The sequence below is a fragment of the Paenibacillus sp. NPDC093718 genome (genome assembly GCF_050279985.1).
Classification (GTDB): Bacteria; Bacillota; Bacilli; order Paenibacillales; family Paenibacillaceae; genus Paenibacillus_AQ.
Genome location: NZ_JBNNUS010000003.1, coordinates 466,924 through 485,337, shown reverse-complemented (window position 1 = coordinate 485,337; position 18,414 = coordinate 466,924). Strand labels below are relative to the sequence as shown.

Here is an 18,414-nt window from a genome sequence, read left to right as displayed (position 1 = left end):
TCCTAAATAACGTATTCTATGTCCGGTTATGGATGGTATCGCCACCTATTAACCTGCTACGAGGCCCGACGTTCTGGTACTGACTATCTTGCGCAGTTGAGGCGGATTCCGTGCCGACACTTACTGTTCTTGAAGTCATCTACTACTTGTTGCACCCGACCTAACGGACACCAGTTCCGCTATTCTATGAGATAACGCCATATTTTCAAACTTAGCGGACACTAGGTACGTTATTAGGCTCATATTCGGCGTTTTCATCGTTTTTTGGAGCAAATAACGGAACCAGGGTCCGTTCGAGTTCAAAAATGGTGGATTTTTTCCTAAATAACGTATTCTGTGTCCGGTTATGGATATGGTATCGCCACCTATTAACCTGCTACCAGGTTCGACGTTCTGGCACTGACTATCTTGCGCAGGTGAGCCGGATTACCTTCTAAGCAAGAGTACCTCAAGTTGAGGCGGATTACCTTCTCAGCAAGAGTATCTTAAGTTGAACCGAATTACCCTCATAAGCAAGAGTACCTCAAGCTGAACCGGATTACCCAAGACAAGGACTTCAACTGGTTCGAACCTTAGAATCCTTAGTCATACAAGCTTCATTCGCGTAAACAAAACAAAATCCCGCTAAGCATTAAACTCCTCCAAATAACAAAAACCCCGTGTCGGCTCAGTGCCTCCGAAAAATCGCAAGTTTTTCAGTGGCCCTATCTGCACACGGGGCTTTCTTTTATTCAACGACATGGTTATAGAGCTGCATCTGGAAGCCGCCTAGGAGTTCCACAGGCATTCCGCTGTGCTCCACCCCTTTGGCGCCGAGTATTCAAAATCGCCTATCCGTTTACTCCTTGATATGACGATTAAGCCCAGTCGCGCCTCAGTGTAAAGAGATCCTTAAGCTCATCGGTGGACAGCTCGGTAATCCAGCCCTCGCTGCTTGCGATAACCTGATCGCTCAGCTGCTGCTTGCTCTCCAGCATCTCATCGATCCGCTCTTCGAGCGTCCCCATGGAGATGAACTTGTACACTTGGACATCCTTGGTCTGTCCCATCCGATAAGCGCGGTCGGTCGCCTGATTCTCCACTGCGGGGTTCCACCAGCGGTCGAAGTGGAACACATGATTCGCCGCGGTCAGATTCAGACCTACGCCTCCGGCCTTGATGGAGAGAATCATGACATTCGGCTGCTCTTCGGGCGGCAGCGTCTGGGATTGGAACTGCTCGATCATGCGGTCGCGCGTCCGCTTCGGTGTGCTGCCGTTCAAGTATAGCACCGGCTCACCCAGCTCTTGATGCAGCACCTGCCGCATCATCTCGCCCATGCCGATATACTGGGTGAAGATCAGGCAGCGCTCGCCTTCGTCCCGCAGCTCCTTCACCATGGACAGCAGCCGCTCCAGCTTCGCCGAACGGTTGACTACGGCCTCGGTGTCGAGCAAGCCGCCGTCTCCCGGCAATTCCGGAAGCGGCTCCTTTGTCAGCAGAGCCGGATGGTCGCAGAGCTGCTTGAACTGCGTAAGAGCTGCCAAGATAGCTCCTTTGCGCTCAATGCCCTCGAGCTTTTGCATGCGTTCCAGCAGGCTGTTCACGGTCTGATCGTAAAGCGCCCCTTGCTCGGCCGTAAGATGGATATAGGTCTTCATCTCGTTTTTGTCCGGCAGGTCGAGCTGAATCGAAGGATCCTTTTTCTTGCGGCGGAGCATGAAGGGCTTGATCAGCTTCTGCAGATCGGCCGTGCGCTGCTCGTTCTTGTCTTTTTCGATGGCCTGTATGAACCGGAGATTGAATGCTCGCAGGCTGCCGAGATATCCAGGGTTGATGAAGTCATAGATGGACCACAACTCGGACAGCCGGTTCTCAATTGGTGTGCCGGTCAGCGCAACGCGGTGCCTTGCCGGGAAGCTTCGCACGGCGGCGGATTGCTTGGTGTCGGCATTCTTGATGTTCTGGGCCTCGTCGATGCCGATCGTTTCCCACTTCATGTCTCTTAACATTTCTTGATCAAGCGTCGCCGTAGCATAAGATGTAAGGATAATATCGGCTTGGTAAGCCTCTTTATAGAAATCCTCGCTGCTGCTTCGTTTCCCGCCGTAGTGCAGCATGACCCGGAGCGACGGGGCGAATCGTTCAAGCTCCTTCTGCCAATTGCCCAGCACCGAGGTCGGACAGATCAGCAGGGAAGGGAGGGGGCTCTCTTCCCGCTCCATCGTCGTCTCCTTCACGTGCAGCAGGTAGGCAATGAACTGCACGGTTTTGCCAAGACCCATGTCATCGGCAAGGCATGCACCGAGCCCGTAACGCCGCAAAAAGGCAAGCCAGGCAAAGCCGTCATGCTGGTACGACCGGAGCTCGGCTTTCAGACCGGCGGGGACAGGTAGGCTCGGCCATTCGCTTTGTCGGCCAAGCTGGCCGATAAGCTTCACGAGGTGCTCGTTCAGCTCCACCTCAAGCTTGATCCGTTCCGGGTCCCGCGTTTCATCCGCATCCTGCTGAATCTGCTCCGACTCATCGTTGTTCCCGAGCAGATGCAGGTGGAGAATATCTTGAAACGATAGACCTTCCTCACGGTCTACGCCCGCCATCATCTGGCGGATTTGGGCGACCAGGGCGGGGTCCAGCGGAATCCATTGGCCCCGGAACCGCACAAGCCGTTCGTTCCGGGCAACAAGCTCCGCAAACTCCGCCTCGGAAAGGGTAGCTTCCCCAATGGCGATGCGCCAATCGAAATTGACCAGCGCGTCCAAACCGAACAGGGAACCTCCGCTGCTTCGCTCGGCGTTCTCTCCCTCGCCCGAGCGTACCTTCGCCCGCAGCTTGGGCTTCTTCTTGCTGGCAGCTTCCCACCATGCAGGGAGCAGGACCAGCCAGCCTGATTGGAGCAGCCGCTGGCTGTCGTCGGTCAGGAACTGCCATGCGGCCTCGTCGGACAGCGGCCTACCAAGCACGTCTTCAGCAGGAGCGTGAAGCACTCTTGCCGGCAGTGCTGCCTGCAATCCTTGGAGCCAGCCGGGGGACCGCTCCTTGATATGGGCGGTCCAAGTCTCCGGCCACGATCCGTATGCCTGCCCGTCTTCGGCCAGACGAACGGCTGCAAGTGCCGCGGCGTCTTGCTTGTCTTGCAATACAAGACGAAGACGCCATGCGGCTTCGTCCTCGTCAGGCTCCAACAATTGCAGCAGCGGCCGGAATGGAGCGGTATCCGGTCGCCATCCGATAGCGATCAGCCATGACTTGTTGTCCATGCCCTCCGCTGCCGTGCGGTTCGACGAGAAGAGAAGCGGGTATTCTCTGCGCAGGTCAGCGGCGGCCTCTTCGCTGCCGTAACACAGATCTTCAACGGCGGCGGAGAACGCCGCCCGCAAGCCTTCATTCCATATCTCGTCTGCATTCAGCAGGGAGAGACGGGACAACTCTTCCGCTGTGAACGCCTCTGCATCCCAGATCCATTGCAGCTTGCCCGATTGGAAGGCGCTCAAGCTCGGCGCGTATTGCTTATCCTGAATGCAAGCTGCCAGTGAAGGCGCAATTTCAATGAAGGGAAGGCAATCCTCGTCCCATACCCATTCAATATGGTCGAGCAGCCGTCCATCCGCAAAGAACGGTATGACCTGCTCGGAAGGCAGGATGACCACTTCCATATCCTGAACGGATTGAACGGTAAGCTCTGTTCCGTAGAAGGAAGCTTCGTGCCACGCAAATAAACGGTGCTTCAGGTATTGTCCGGACACATAACCCTGCATGACGGTAGAGCCGTATATGACGGCATCTCCGTATTCGCTTAGCGCCATGTGGACCGTGATGGTTTCTGTGTGTCTGCTCATGATATCAGCTTTCCTCTCCGCAGCTCTTCCTGGAATGCGCGAAGCCGGCTGTTTCGTACAGATAACGAGATAATGAACAGATCCCAGCGCTCCTGCTGCTTGAGCTTTTTATATAGCTTGGCCAACCGTTTGAGCAGCTTGACGGCTGCTTTATAGCCGGCTCGGTTCTTATGAAGGATGTACCGCTCGACGGCTTGATGGTAAAAAGGCAGCAGCAGTTCGGGGGCGTTCTTCTCGATTGGTGCCAGCTCGCTGACCCGGAGCTCCAGCGGCTCCCGGCCTGTGCTTAGTTGATAGTCGATCCATTCCCGCCATCTGCCGTGCGCGATCAAGGCATTCTGGTAGATGTCCTTCGAATAAGGAAGCATGTCGGCAAGACTGCTCCACATCCGTTCAGCCTCCCCGGGCAAGTGCTCTATGACGGCATCCCAGTAGTATTGATAGCTGCTGAGGTGCTCGTTACGGTGACTGCCAAGCAGCGGGCCGATCTCCGGGAGCCAGCGGGCCAAGCGGTCCCATTGCTGCCCTGAATGCAGCATGTCGAAGAAGCCCAGGACGGAAGCCGGGGGCAGGCTGCTGACCTTGTCTGCTTCCCTGATCAGGTCCCAGGACGATTCGTCTTCTCCGAGATAGAAGGACATTAAGCTCTGCGCCATATACCATGAGGCGCGCGAAAGGCTGCTCCCGAATTCGGCTTCGGCTGCCTGCAGCTGCTCTAACTCCGCCTGGATTAAGCTGCTGTCTTTTTTCGCAAAAGGATAGATCCAGTACATCCAGAGCTGCATATAGACCTGGGCGTAAAATTTGCGGTTCCGCGGCTCGCTCAGCATGCTCCGCCGGGCATGCGAAATGGTCTCGGTCAGTCGCTGCCTGAATGCCTCCCCATGTTCGCTGACCTCCAGCCCTTCGTGGAAGATGCGCTCGATTCTGGCCAGGATATGATCCGCTGCCACCTGCGTATGATAACCGATGTAGGAGCCGGAGGAATTCCAGGCACTGGCGGGCTGCTTGACGAGCTTCTCGAGAATGAAGAGATGCGCATGGAGCTCGTATAACGGATCCAGATCTGGCGGAAGCGGGGGTTTAATGTGATGGAGGGAAGCCAGCGCATTTTTGGCGTAAAACGAATTCTGCGTATTAGTTCCCAGCGAAGCCGTGCAAACTTCGAACAGCTCATGCCATGCGGTGATCGGCAGTTCGGGCAAATGGTCCGCCTTGACTCTCCATTTTGATGCTCCGGCAGACGGTCGGTCCTGCGCTGGGCTGAAGCCGGTCTCGCTTCGGTCATATGAAGAGGTGGAAGCATACGTGGTAGAATGCGCATTAACCAGGGCGTGAATGGAACGACCCTGAAGCTGAGCATAGTCAAGCAGAACAGCCACCATATGCTTGCAGCCTTCGTTAACGGGACAACTGCACTCGCTGTCACTCAGGGAGTGAAGATGAAGCTTGGTACGGTAGGTTTCCGTTCCATCCACGGAAGCCTCGACCACACCGGATTCATTCGCCGACTCGCTGTCGTGGACACGACCTTGCTTGTAATACTGAAATCCCCGTTTAATGGTCAAATCGCTGAAAAATCCGGCGGTTTGTTGAATCAGCGTCTGCCATTGTATATCATCTAACGTTTCGTTTGAGTTCATCATCGGACGGTCTCCTAAGAGAAATAATTCTAAGTATCCATTTAATCTATCACATTCCCATAGATGAAGAAACAAGCCAGGGCAGCTTCGCACTGGAAAAGCCCGGCAATAGGCTGCACGGGCTTTCTTTTATGGGCGGAGCAATATGTTTTCGTCCTAAACCTAATACTGAATCGTAAACCGGCCGATCTGATCGCATTCCTCGGCGAACCAGACCTCGCCGCCGGAATCCACGGTGATGCCATGAGGCTCTGCGGAGGGGGTAGGGATTGGATACTCGGTAATGTCCCCGGTACAGGTAATTCGTCCGATTTGATTGGCTCCCCATTCGGTAAACCATAGATCCCCGGAAACCCCTGCCGTGATGGCATGGGGTCTTGCATTCTCGGACGGGAGCTTAAATTCCGTAATTTCCCCGGCCGTTGTGATCCGACCGATTTGATTGCCGTTGATTTGGACAAACCATAGAGCGCCATCGGCACCTGTCGTGATGCCGACAGGTCCGGATTGCTCTGTTGGAATCCGGTACTCGGTAATCTTCCCGTCCACCGTAATCCGTCCGATGGAGTTGTTCTGGTTTTCCGTGAACCACAACGCGCCATCCGGACCGGCTGTAATATAGGAAGGGTAAGAGCCTTCGCATGGTAAGTCATATTCCGTGATAACGCCTGCCGGCGTTATATTTCCGATTCGGTTGCCGTTTAGCTCGGTGAACCATATGGCTCCATTCGGACCCTCCGTCAAGCCGTAAGGAGACGAGTTGGCTTCAGGCAGTTCGAATTCCGTAAATGTTCCTTCCATTGTCATTCTTCCGATTTTATTCGCTTTGTACTCCGTAAACCAGAGGTCACCGGTATGGGCAGAGAGGATGGACATGACCCCGGCATCTGGAGTCGGCACTTCGAACGTGCGCATATCCCCATTCTTGGTGAGCCGTCCGATCCGGTTTCCTTTTTGTTCCGTGAACCATATGGTCCCATCTTGTCTTGTCGTAATACCATAAGGTCCCGATTCCCGATTCGCTGTCTTGTACTCCTGTGCGGTGATCTGCATGCAAACACGCCTCCTGTATATAAAATTGTTAGGAATGCTTTAAGACGGATTCTTCATTTGTCTGAGCGTAAACAAGTCTCTCGCTCGGTTGCCCGTAATCGGGAAGGTTCGGTCTTGGAGGCTTGGATGAATTCCTGTCATGGATAACCTCCATTCTCTCAATTGGTGTTTTTAAAATAGAAAAAACCTCCCACTCCGAGATTTCGGAATAGGAGGCTAATATGAACAAGGAAGATGCGGACTTTCATGTAGAAGTCTCAAACATCCACCTGTCACATATAAAAAAAGCCGCACGAATCCTATCCCGAAAACCTCGTATCGAATCGAAGTGTTTTCCAAATGCTTGGGACAGGATTAGTAGATCATTGGCTTTTGGTTCACCCTTTCATTTGTGGTTGCCTAGACTTTACCACAGGAGATTCAATGGTTTCAACCCTGAATTAACTGAAGTTTACCTCACAACCGCCGGTTTCTTTTCTCATCGATGTAGAGTTCGACAGCTGTTATGGCACGAATCAAAAGTTTAATGAGCAGATACAATGCATACAAACCAAGCAGCATAAAAAGTCCGTTTATGATTAAGATCAACATGGGCCATAAATTAAACATGGAACTGGAACTACCTATACTCATATGGCTCGCCTCCCTTCTACATTTTCCTTGCAGGGTTCTCCCGGAACCGGAATGATAACCTCGAACACTTTATTCCATAATATAACAATCATATCTGATTCTAACATAACAGAAGGAGCGTGGTCATGATTTTTGACATTGAATGGGGTGAATAATTGGAGGCCTGGCAGGAAGGGGACGACAGAGGAAGTATTTATATCATTTATGGATATGAACGAACCAATCCCGGTCACGATGTGTTTTAGTTATATAAGCATTACCGAATATTACAACTCAAGGAGATTTAGAGAACATGATCACCCGGAAATGGACAAGAATAGCAGTAAGCTGTGCTATAGCGGCCACGATGCTGATGAGTACCATCGTACAGGCTCAGGCTGAAGCTGTACCCAAGAAGGAAATGGAATTAAACATCAATCATTGGATTGTTACGACGGATGTTAATCCCGTCATCGTGAATCAGACCACGCTGGTTCCCTTGCGCGTTATGAAGTACTACATGAAACCTATGCAGCTTCACTGGAACAACAAGAACAAGACGGTAACTGTCAACACAGGTGCCGATCAAGTCACATTAGAGATGGGAAGCCTGAAGGCCAAGGGAATAGGGAAGGCATATTCACTATCCATTCCCGCAGAGTTAAAGGATGGCCACGTTATGGTTCCGATCCGATTTATAGCGGAGCTGTATGATGCAGAAGTAGGCTGGGATACGAAGGAGAGAATGATTTACATCTATACTCCGGATGTCGACGTGTCAACGGCAGAGGAGAACGGGTATGTAAAGCTGTATCCGGTAAGCGCAACGAAATACGGCAGATATGAAGGCATGGTGGTCGAGGTTGAAGGAAGGAAGCGGGTCTTTGAAGACTGGACCGGTGGAGACGGTACGCGTAAACCCGTCATTCAATACCAGGATGTGACAGGCGATGGCAAGCCTGATGTTGTGGTGTTCTATGTGGACGGGACCGGCACGGGGCTTTACATGGGGGAGATGCATGTTGTTGACGCAGAGACTCTGAAGGAAATCCCTATCGAATCATTGGAACAGGCGGTATTGAGCCATGTGCAATCCAACATCGAGAAGTATGCGGATCACTTTGTTATCAAGCTTTTAATCGACGGGAAGGAGTATGTCCAAAGGGTCGAGGATGATTCCAAGGATAAAAGCTACTTATATGATAAGGTTGGCTTCGGGGCTGTTGTCAGACACAAACTAGCGGAAGGCCAGCTTGTTACGGAAGCTGCGGGAAGCATCAGCCCTGCCGGCTTCGCTGGGAATCTGCAAATAACGTATCGATTTCAAGAAGAGTTGAACCGGTTTGTGGTGGATAGCATGGAATACAGTCTGGAAGAGTAGGAGAAGTAATCGTTTATTGCACACCTAACTTTAGAACTACATATAAACGCATATCCAATAAGAGGGTATAAACTTGAACGAGAAGCCATTAATCTTGATAGAATGATAGGGCTTGCTAATAAAAAGGGTGCTGCTGCGCCCTTTTTTTACGTTTTTCCATCCATCCATCCTGATTTATCCCCTCCCCGACCTCCAAAAGGAACGAATGGAAGTGGCACATATAGAACATATGCAAGAAGATTTCATCCCCATTCATAGGCCTTTATTACCATTTACTTGAGTCTAAAGATTCCTCTAAGATAGTTAATAAACCTGACACATTTTTGCTAGGAAAAGAGAATGATTTCGAAGTAAACGCATTCAATGTCAAGTAATATAACAAGCCCATACCATAGGGACTTTGAACGAGGTGTTTTTATGCAGCAATGGCTTGGGAAATCGCTAAAGCATAAATTGTCGTTACTTATTATTGTCGCTACGCTGGTGCCGCTGCTGTTTCTGGGTATTTTCTCTTTTAACATAGCCAAGAGCCTGACGGAGGAGAAGGCCAAGATTACAGGAATGAATACGCTTCGGCAGCTGGAAGCTTACTTGGATACGATGGTCAAAGACGTGGAGAACATCTCGCTGTTTCTCATCGGGCATACCGGAGTTCAGGCCTATCTGAAGACCGAGCAGAGCAACTATGTCCAGCAGACGACGGTTATCAATTTTTTGACGAATCTGGCCTTTTCCAAAGATTATATCGCCAACATCATCGTCGAACCGCTCGGCAGCAAAGATGCGATCTCGCATAAATCCTTGGTACGCTCCGAGTTCCGGAATATTACCGAAATGGTTCCCGACTATTACGAGCAGCATCCCAAATGGTGGTCCTTTGTTCATCGTCAGTGGACCTTCGAAGGCGTTAGGAAAGTCATTACGTTGGCCAGACCGATCCGGAGCACGGATAAATATAAGCCGATCGGGAATCTGCAGATCAATCTGGACCAGGGTGTCATTGCCAATCAATTCCGGCAGGCCGTTCTAGAGAAGACCGGGTTTGTCCTTCTTCTTGACGAGAATAATCGGATTATCGCCGGTCCGCCGGATATGGAGACCAATCTTACACTTGCAGATTATTATCCTGCGATTGGAGAATTTGAGGGGCTCAGCGGAAATATAGACTATGGCGAGGGGAGCAACAAGAAGACCATTCTCTATAAGAAAATGTCCAGCGTGAACTGGAAACTGGTCGGCATCATTCCCTCACAGGAATACCGTTCCCAGAACCAGTACTTTATCAAATTGACGGCGGTTGCGGTCTCGGTGGCCATCCTGCTCGCCATTATACTCGTACTTTTCCTGATCCAGAAAATTACGAATCCTCTGTCCGTCTTAACGAAATTCCTCAAGAACTCGAGCCCTGAAGAGCCGCTGCCTGCGCTCCCGGTTAAGACGGTCGATGAGGTCGGACAGCTCATTATCAGTTATAACCGGCTCAGCTCCCGGATCGTGAAGCTTACCGATGAAGTGAAGCTGAACGAGTCGCTGAAGAAGGAGGCCGATATGCATGCGCTGCAAGTGCAGATCAATCCGCATTTCCTCTACAATACGCTGTCATCCATCCATTGGCTGGCGCTGATGAACCAGGATGTGAAAATTGCCGAGATGGTGGGATCGCTCAGCGATTTCCTGAGGTTCAGCCTCAATAACGGGCAGGAATATTGCACGATTCAGCAGGAAATTATGCATGTCCGTCATTACGTGAATATCCAAACCATCCGCTATCCGGAAAAGTTCAAGTTTGAGGTTCATGTGGAGGAAGAGCTGTATCAGCACACCATGTTAAAGCTGCTGCTGCAGCCGTTGGTTGAAAACTCCATGCTGCATGGTATTTTGAGCCGTGACGGGATGGGGACGATTACGATTCGCGGACACCGCGAGCCTGAAGGGATTCACTTCGTGGTGGAGGATGATGGCATCGGAATGACAACGGATCGCCTGAAATGGCTTCAGGATCAGCTGGTTGAGAATCCGCTGCAGTACGAGAAGGGACAGACCCCGCGCGGAAGCTACGGGCTGCGAAATGTCCATAAACGGCTGCTCCTTCATTACGGCAAGGATGCGGGCTTGCGTGTGGAGAGTACGGAAGGAGCCGGAACACGTGTGATGTTTACGATACCTGATTTACCTGAAATTCAACAATCTGAATTATCCGGCAAAGGGGATGGCGACATTGAAGGTACTGATCGTTGATGATGAAGTGATCATTCGTAATGGTCTGAGTACAGTGATCAATTGGGCCGATAACGGCTTTACGGTGCTGACGCCCGCGGCTTCAGCGGAGGAAGCCCTTCAGCGTATTCCCGTTGAAATGCCCGAAATTATTTTTACCGATATTCGCATGACAGGCTTGAGCGGACTGGATATGGCACATGAAGTCAAGCAGCAGTATCCCGAGATCGAAATCATTGTTATATCGGGATATGATGAATTTTCATATGCGCAGCAGGCGATGCGGGAAGGCGTAAGTGACTATTTGCTGAAGACGAGCAGGCCCGGGGAAATTATCGAGGCTGCTGTCCAAGCCAGGGAACGGCTGTTGCAGCGCAGGCTTACACAAGCGAAGGGAAGGGCGCAGGAGTTGGTTGTCAGCCGGGGTTTCCTGAGAAGGCTGCTTGCTTCCGGCACACCGTTGGATGAGCCTGCCGAGGCCGAATTGTGTGAGCGATACCCGGAGCTGCGTTTGGAATCGAATGGCTCGGTGCTGCAGATCTGGATGCTGTCGGTATATCCGCTGCATCCAGAAGAGGCGGAACAATCGAACGTCAGCGAGCTGCATCGATTAATCGGCACGGAGCTGGCCGAAATGCTGCAATGCGCGTGGCTGGAGTGGAACGGCTCCCTGCTTCTGTTGGTGCGGGCAGAGCCGAATAATGGCTGGGGGCGGGTAGATTCCGCTCTGCGGAAGATGGAATCCACGCACGCCTGCCGCATCACGGCTGCCAGCGGCCGACGGGTCGCAAACGCCAGGGAGCTGCACATTGCGCTGGCTACCGCGGTAGAGGCCAGCTCCTACGAGTGGCTGCTGCAATCGGAACGGCATATCCGTTATGAAGATATCGAAGGACGTACAGGCATCCGCACGGTCTGTTCGATGGAAGAAGAAACCAAGCTGTCATCCCTGCTGCGTTCGGGAGAATCCGCCGACTTGCAGGCATGGGTGACGGATTTGCTGCGGCGCATCCAAAGTCAGGGCCAGGCAACGCCCGGCTCGGTTCAGGCTTACCTGCATTCCCTGATCGTCTCGGCACAGCGCTGGCTTATACGGGCTGCGACGTCTATCGGCTATACCAGTCCGGTGAAAGTGGAAGAGACGTACGATATCCGCGAGTTGACCAAGAATCCAAAGAAGGTGCTGGTCGATTCGCTCGGGCTCATCATGAAGGAGTACCGTGATATGGTGTCGACGACAAGTCCCGTCCAGCGAGCGATCTCCTTCATTCATGAGCATCTGGGACAGAGCTTGTCTCTCCAACAAGTGGCCAAGCATGTTCATATGAACCCCAACTATTTCAGCGAGATGTTCAAGAAGGAAACCGGACAGAATTATATCGAATTCGTGACCCAGGCGAAACTGCGAAAAGCGATGCATCTGCTAAGGGAAACGCCAGCCAAAATCAGTGAAATCGCGAATGAAGTCGGCTATGAGGATATTAAGTATTTTAACCGCCTGTTCAAGAAATGGACGGGACAAACCCCCTCGGAGTATCGGGCAAATCCTGAATTTTGTCCCTCTATGGACTGAATTATATCCCCTATGTAAGCGTTACATCCTTTTATATACTTGGATTAATCATCTAAGACGTTTCATCATTTTCGTATATTAAAAAGGGGGATTGACCATGAGACCAAAACGTAAAATAGGTCTTGTACTGCTGATGATGTCACTGGTCCTTGCAGCTTGCGGAGGCGGGCAAAGCAAAGAGCAGGCGGGAGGAAATGAAGGCAATCAAGAGAAGGTCAAGCTGACCATCTGGCATAACTTTGCCGGTGATGACCTGCGCGCAAAATCAGTCCGAAGCTTTATCGATCAGTTTGCTCAGGATCATCCTGAAGTGACGCTCGATGCACAAGCGATTCCGCCGGACGGTTACCGTCAACGTCTGAGTACGGTTGCGGCTGCGAATGAAATGCCGGATGTATTTTTCGTATATGCAGGAAGTCAGTCGGCCGAGCTTCATCAGGCGAAACTGCTTCAGCCGATTACAGAGGTGCTCGATGCGCATTCGGATTGGAAAGATAAATTCCTGCCGGGAGCGTTTGATCCGTACGAGTTCGAGGACGGCCAGATCTACTCCGCTCCACTAGGCATGTCGGCAACTTCGATTCTCTATTACAACAAAGCATTGTTTGACAAACATAACGTAAAAGTTCCAACGACTTGGGAAGAAATGATGGCGGCGGTTAAAACGTTCAACGATAACGGCATCACGCCGATCGCGCTCGGAAACAAAGCGCCATGGGTTGCGCAATCCACCATTATCGGATCGATTGCCGACCGTGTGACAGGCACCGAATGGTTCAAGAAAGCGGCAGCACAGGATGGCGCGAAATTTACCGATCCTGAGTTTATCGAAGCGCTTGGATACTTCAAAGAGCTGGTGGATAACAAGGCTTTCCAGGAAGGCGCGAACAGCATCGACAACACGCAAGCCGAGCAGTATTTCATCCAAGGAAATGCAGCGATGATGATCAGCGGTGCATGGACACTCACGAACCTGGCGGCTTCTTCCTCGGAAGAGCAAATGAAGGATATTGAAGTCACGACATTACCTTCGATTCCTGGTGGTAAAGGTGAAGCTAACACGATCTCCGGCGGGGCCGGCGGCGGTTTGGCTCTTAGCAGCAGAACGGAAGGGAAAGCGAAAGAATTGGCGCTGGAGCTGATTTATGCGGTCAGCGGACCGGAAGCGCAAAAAGCGATTGCCGAAAGCAACTCCATGGTGATGTACGATACCGAAATCGATCAGTCCAAAGTTACTTCCTTGTACTACAAAGCCTTTAACCTGGTGAAATCCACAGGCATTACGCCGGTATACGATGCCTATCTGTCTGCAGAGGCGGCTGAAGTCATCAACAACGGTCTGCAGGAAATTATGATGGGCGGTCCTGTCGAAGGTGTGGCCCAGAAGCTGCAGGACGCGCAAGCCAGATCCGCTACTCCATAAGAAACCGTTCACCACTGCATAAGGATTAGGAGGGGGGAGGCTGCCATGCCTACAGCGATGAGAAGCAAAGGATTTATAGCCATAGCTCTTCTTCCTGCGCTTCTGTTGTTTCTGATATTTGTCATTATTCCGGTCTTCTGGTCAGCTTACTACGGATTTTTCAGTTGGAAAGGGTTCGGAGACGCCACATTTATCGGCCTTGATAATTATAAAGAGATGTTCAAGGATCCGATCTTCTGGCGGGCGCTTCGAAACAACCTGATTCTGGTCGTATCATCCATTATCGGTCAGGTTCCAATCGCGTTGATTCTGGCCATTGTATTGTTCAAGAATTCGTTCTTCTCCAGGTTCATCCGGTCTGCCGTCTTCATGCCGATGGTTCTCTCCACGGTGGTTGTCGGTCTCATCTGGGGTTACATTTACCATCCGCAGTTCGGGATCGCTAACTATGTGCTGGAGATGCTCGGTCTGGAGTCATGGACCCGTGCCTGGCTGTCCGATCCAAAAGTCAATATGCTGGCGATATCGATCCCGATTAACTGGGCGAACATCGGCCCTTATCTGGTCATCTTTATCGCAGCACTGCAAAATATTTCACCGGAGATCCATGATGCGGCCAAAATCGATGGGTCCACCGGCTGGAACAAGCTGATGCAAATCACGCTGCCGATGATCTGGAGCACGGTTGTCGTAACCATTGTGCTCTGTATCTCGGGAAGCCTGAAAGCTTTTGATCATGTTATCGTCATGACGGGCGGCGGACCGGCGCAGTCGACCGAGCTGCTTGCCACCTATATGTACAACAGCACGTTCAGCGTGTACCGTTACGGTTACGGCTCCGCCGTTTCCACGATGATTATGATCGTCAGCGCCATTCTTATCGCGCTTAACTATTTCGCAACGCGCAGAAAGTCAAGTTGACATGAAGGAGGGAGCGATGTGAATTTACAGACGACCGGGACCGGAAGTGCCTCAGGGAAACGCGTCATCACGAAGGGGTTAACCGGGTTCGTAAAATTGCTGCTGATTGTGTATGCGATTCTTACGCTCTATCCCTTGTACTGGCTTTTTACGAGCGCGTTTAAATCGAATCAGGATTTCTTCACCAACCCTTACGGCTTGCCGAAGGAGTGGATGACCGAGAATTTATTCCGGGCATGGGAGCTTGGAAATATGGGCAGAGCGATGCTGAATTCAACGGTTGTGACGATTACGGCCGTCGTTCTGACTATCCTGCTCAGTGTACTTGCGGCGTATGTACTGTCCAGATTCGAGTTTCGGTTGAAAAAGCTGGTGGTCGTGTTGTTTACGACCGGGCTGCTGATTCCGATTCACAGCACGCTGGTGCCCCTGTTTATTATGATGAAAAATATCGGCCTGCTCGACACGTACGGTGCGCTCATTCTGCCGTATACGGCGTTTGAGCTGCCGATCGCGATCTTCTTGGCGATGGCCTACATGTCATCCATTCCTAGAGAGATTGAAGAAGCGGCAATGATCGACGGCAGCGGCTGGTGGGGAATCTTCGGCAGAATGATTCTTCCGCTCTGCACGCCGATTGTGGCAACGATATCGATTCTAGCATTCCTCCGATTCTGGAATGATTTCTCCTTCGCCCTCGTATTTATCAATACGCAGGCATTGAAGACGCTGCCGCTCAGTTTGTCCCTGTTCTCGGACGGCTTCGGTACGGATTACAGCTTGACGATGGGAGCGATGGCGATCGCAGTCATTCCAACGATCGTGGCCTACCTGATCTTGCAGGAGCAGATCATGAAGGGTATGGTGGCAGGATCCATCAAAGGTTAAATCGTCAGAACGTCCGATTTAACGTAAAGCGGAAAGAGCCTCTTCCGATGCATTCGGAAGGGGCTCTTTTATTCGCTCGTGATGTTGGTTAATACAACGTGTTCAATCGAAAAAAATTCATGCTTTGCTTAAGGACACTCGTGACTTCAATCATGAAGGTTTCACCTCCTTTAAATCATCACGAATGCCCTTTCGTTCTCTAAAAAACAAACAATCACTTTGGATAGGAACAAACGTTTGTTATAATGGTGAATATTACCCTAGGTACCTTTTTCCTTATACTTTTAATCCTCTCGAAAGGATAGGTGAGGCCATATTGAAGCTAACGGTTACCGCCAAAATCAAAATATTACCTTCACCAGGGCAGAAAGAATTGTTATGCCAGACGCTCCGTGCATATCGGCAGGCCAGCCAATTTGTATCGAAGCTCGTCTTTGATGAGAAGGTGCTGCATCAACAGAAGCTGCATTTCTTGACGTATCGCAAACTACGTGCCGATTTTCAGCTTCGCTCTCAAATGGCGCAATCGGTGATGAAGACGGTCATTGCCCGCTATAAGTCCATTCAAGGAAATGGACATCCTTGGACTCTTGTACAGTTCAAGAGGCCGGAACTCGATTTGGTCTGGAATCGCGATTACTCCATGAGTAACCGAATGTTTTCAGTCAATACCTTATCCGGGAGAATCAAAGTACCCTTTAAAAGCAAAGGCATGGAACATTATTTGGATGGAACATGGGCATTTGGCACAGCCAAACTGGTCCATAAGCGCGGGAAGTTCTTCTTGCATATCCCCGTGACCCAAGCTGTAAACGAACCGTCTGTACATGACATCGAAAGAATTGTTGGCGTGGATATGGGCATCAACTTTATCGCCGTCAGCTATGATTCGCAAGGAACAACCGGATTTTTCCGCGGCAGAATGGTCAAGAATCAGCGTTCAAAGTACAAGAGGCTTCGAAAGCGACTACAACAGGTTGGAACCGCTTCCGCACGTAGAGCGATCAAACAAATCGGACAACGAGAAAACCGTTATATGACCGATATCAACCATCGGATATCGAAGGCACTCGTTAACCGGTACGGAGCAAACACCTTATTTGTCGTGGAAGATTTAACAGGCATTCGCCAAGTGACAGAACGTGTTCGCATCCGGAATCGATACGAGACTGTGTCATGGTCGTTTTACCAACTTCGTCAGATGATCGAGTACAAAGCGATTCGTTCAGGCGCCAAGGTGATTGCAGCGAACCCGGAATACACGTCTCAGAAGTGCCCGAAGTGCCTACATAGGAACAAAGCTAACCGCGACAGGAAAAAGCACCTTTTCTGTTGTAGGGAGTGCGGCTACAGTTCTAATGATGATCGAATTGGAGCCATGAATCTTCAGCGCATTGGAATGAAGTACATCGCTGAAGTGGCTGTGTAGGTATACCTCCTGTACAGCCAGGCAGCGGTCAACCTGCCTATCGTAACGCCATTTTAAGGAAGGAGGCCTAACCGCCGCTCTCACTTCCGGGCAGTTACAAGCTCGTGGCTTAGTCATGAGTTGTTGATGCACGATTTTCGGCTACGTCATGTAGGCAAAAGAAATATAATAGGAACACAAAGGTAAGGCACATGATTTGTAATAGGGGAAGCACAGCACACATCATTATCGCCATATAGAATGGACAAAAGATACAGGGAGGAACCAAACATGATATCAGCCGCGAACCAACAGGAGTATTATCAGGCGCTGCTGGATAAGAAAACCGAGTATGAAGGCGTCTTTTACGTGGGTGTGAAGACAACCGGTGTATTCTGTCGCCCGACATGCCTAGCCCGGAAACCGAAGATGGAAAATTGCGAATTTTACGAGACGGCTCAAGAAGCGCTGCTTGCTTCCTTCAGACCCTGTAAACGATGTCGTCCGCTATCACACCCCAATCAAGTGTCAGACCTGGTCCGGCTGCTCGTCGAGGCGGTGGAAGAAAACCCGGAGAAAAGATGGACCAACCAGGACTTTCAGAAGCTGTCCGTGGATGCTTCGACGGCAAGGCGCCAATTCAAGAAGCGGTTCGGGATGACCTTCGTTGAATATGCACGTGCCCGGCGGATGGGACTTGCCCTGAAGCAAATCCGGGAGGGGCATGCCGTCATCGATGCGCAGCTGTCAACCGGCTACGAGTCCAGCAGCGGCTTTAGGGATGCCTTTTCCCGCATCATGGGCGCGGCGCCTAGCCGATCGGGGCACCATAACATCTTAAAAGCTTCATGGATCGACACGCGTCTCGGACCGATGATGGCCATCGCAGATGAGGAGGCGCTGTATTTACTCGAATTTGTAGACCGTCGGGGCTTGGAGCGTGAGGTTGAGCGTCTTCGGCAGAGAACCAAGTCAGCAATCGTTCCGGGTTACACAGCTCCGATTCGTTCGATCGAGCTTGAGCTCGGCGCGTATTTTGACGGGAAATTAACGGAATTCAAGACGCCCTTGTTCCTGTTAGGATCGCCGTTTCAAAAAGAAGTATGGGACCAGTTACTGCAGATTCCACCCGGACAAACGTTTTCGTATGGCGAAATCGCAGCAACAATGGGAAGACCCACCGCTTATCGTGCCGTTGCCCAAGCGAATGGCGCCAACCAACTCGCGATTGTCATTCCATGCCACCGTGTGATCAATACGAGCGGCGAATTGGGCGGATACGGCGGAGGATTGTCTCGCAAGCAGTGGCTGCTGCATCATGAGAAATCGATGAGCAATGCAACCATACATGAATAGTAGACTTTCGTCGTAGAAAATGGTCTTACCTATAGGTAAGACCATTTTTGTATAGATCATGCAGTCATTGGTATGACGTAATGATATATAGAATGTTTAAAATAAAGAGCATACCTTACAT

Annotated in this window: 11 protein-coding genes; 8 read left to right on the top strand and 3 right to left on the bottom strand. The window is 51.0% G+C overall.

From position 1 onward, the window contains the following. Positions 1-857 precede the first annotated feature (857 nt). From ACQKPA_RS12030 to vgb(C), 3 genes are all read right to left on the bottom strand, one after another. Positions 858-3,818 carry a DEAD/DEAH box helicase gene (locus ACQKPA_RS12030; RefSeq protein WP_427492451.1) on the bottom strand — a complete coding sequence of 987 codons (2,961 nt, stop codon included), beginning with the start codon at positions 3,816-3,818 and terminating at the stop codon, positions 858-860. Further along, positions 3,815-5,464, bottom strand: coding sequence for an SWIM zinc finger family protein (locus tag ACQKPA_RS12025; protein ID WP_427492449.1), 1,650 nt, complete (start codon positions 5,462-5,464; stop codon positions 3,815-3,817). Before ACQKPA_RS12025 ends, ACQKPA_RS12030 begins: the two co-directional genes overlap by 4 nt. 159 nt (positions 5,465-5,623) lie before the next feature. Next, a complete protein-coding gene (gene vgb(C), locus ACQKPA_RS12020; protein ID WP_427492447.1) occupies positions 5,624-6,514 on the bottom strand; it encodes a streptogramin B lyase Vgb(C) in 891 nt (296 codons plus the stop codon). 925 nt (positions 6,515-7,439) lie between these two features. On the opposite strand from vgb(C), the gene ACQKPA_RS12015 reads away from it, so the two are divergent. The 8 genes from ACQKPA_RS12015 to ACQKPA_RS11980 all read left to right on the top strand — a co-directional run bounded on the left by ACQKPA_RS12015 (position 7,440) and on the right by ACQKPA_RS11980 (position 18,293). Continuing rightward, complete coding sequence (locus tag ACQKPA_RS12015; protein WP_427492445.1) at positions 7,440-8,507, top strand: copper amine oxidase N-terminal domain-containing protein; 1,068 nt, start codon at positions 7,440-7,442, stop codon at positions 8,505-8,507. Between the two features lie 417 nt (positions 8,508-8,924). After that, a complete protein-coding gene (locus tag ACQKPA_RS12010; RefSeq protein WP_427492443.1) occupies positions 8,925-10,745 on the top strand; it encodes a sensor histidine kinase in 1,821 nt (606 codons plus the stop codon). Continuing rightward, positions 10,726-12,297, top strand: a complete 1,572-nt coding sequence (locus ACQKPA_RS12005) for a response regulator transcription factor (protein ID WP_427492441.1) — start codon at positions 10,726-10,728, stop codon at positions 12,295-12,297. The genes ACQKPA_RS12010 and ACQKPA_RS12005 overlap by 20 nt, the downstream gene beginning before the upstream one ends. 97 nt (positions 12,298-12,394) lie before the next feature. Beyond that, entirely contained in the window at positions 12,395-13,720 is a 1,326-nt protein-coding gene (locus tag ACQKPA_RS12000) for an extracellular solute-binding protein (RefSeq protein ID WP_427492439.1), read from the top strand. Positions 13,721-13,765: 45 nt separating this feature from the next. Continuing rightward, on the top strand, positions 13,766-14,641 hold the full coding sequence (locus ACQKPA_RS11995; protein ID WP_076322415.1) for a carbohydrate ABC transporter permease: 876 nt from the start codon (positions 13,766-13,768) through the stop codon (positions 14,639-14,641). A gap of 18 nt (positions 14,642-14,659) precedes the next feature. Continuing rightward, on the top strand, positions 14,660-15,529 hold the full coding sequence (locus tag ACQKPA_RS11990; protein ID WP_427492436.1) for a carbohydrate ABC transporter permease: 870 nt from the start codon (positions 14,660-14,662) through the stop codon (positions 15,527-15,529). A 316-nt stretch (positions 15,530-15,845) separates the two neighbouring features. Next, positions 15,846-16,958, top strand: a complete 1,113-nt coding sequence (locus ACQKPA_RS11985) for an RNA-guided endonuclease InsQ/TnpB family protein (protein WP_427492434.1) — start codon at positions 15,846-15,848, stop codon at positions 16,956-16,958. A gap of 270 nt (positions 16,959-17,228) precedes the next feature. Continuing rightward, a complete protein-coding gene (locus tag ACQKPA_RS11980) occupies positions 17,229-18,293 on the top strand; it encodes a bifunctional transcriptional activator/DNA repair enzyme AdaA (RefSeq protein WP_427492433.1) in 1,065 nt (354 codons plus the stop codon). Positions 18,294-18,414 lie beyond the last annotated feature (121 nt).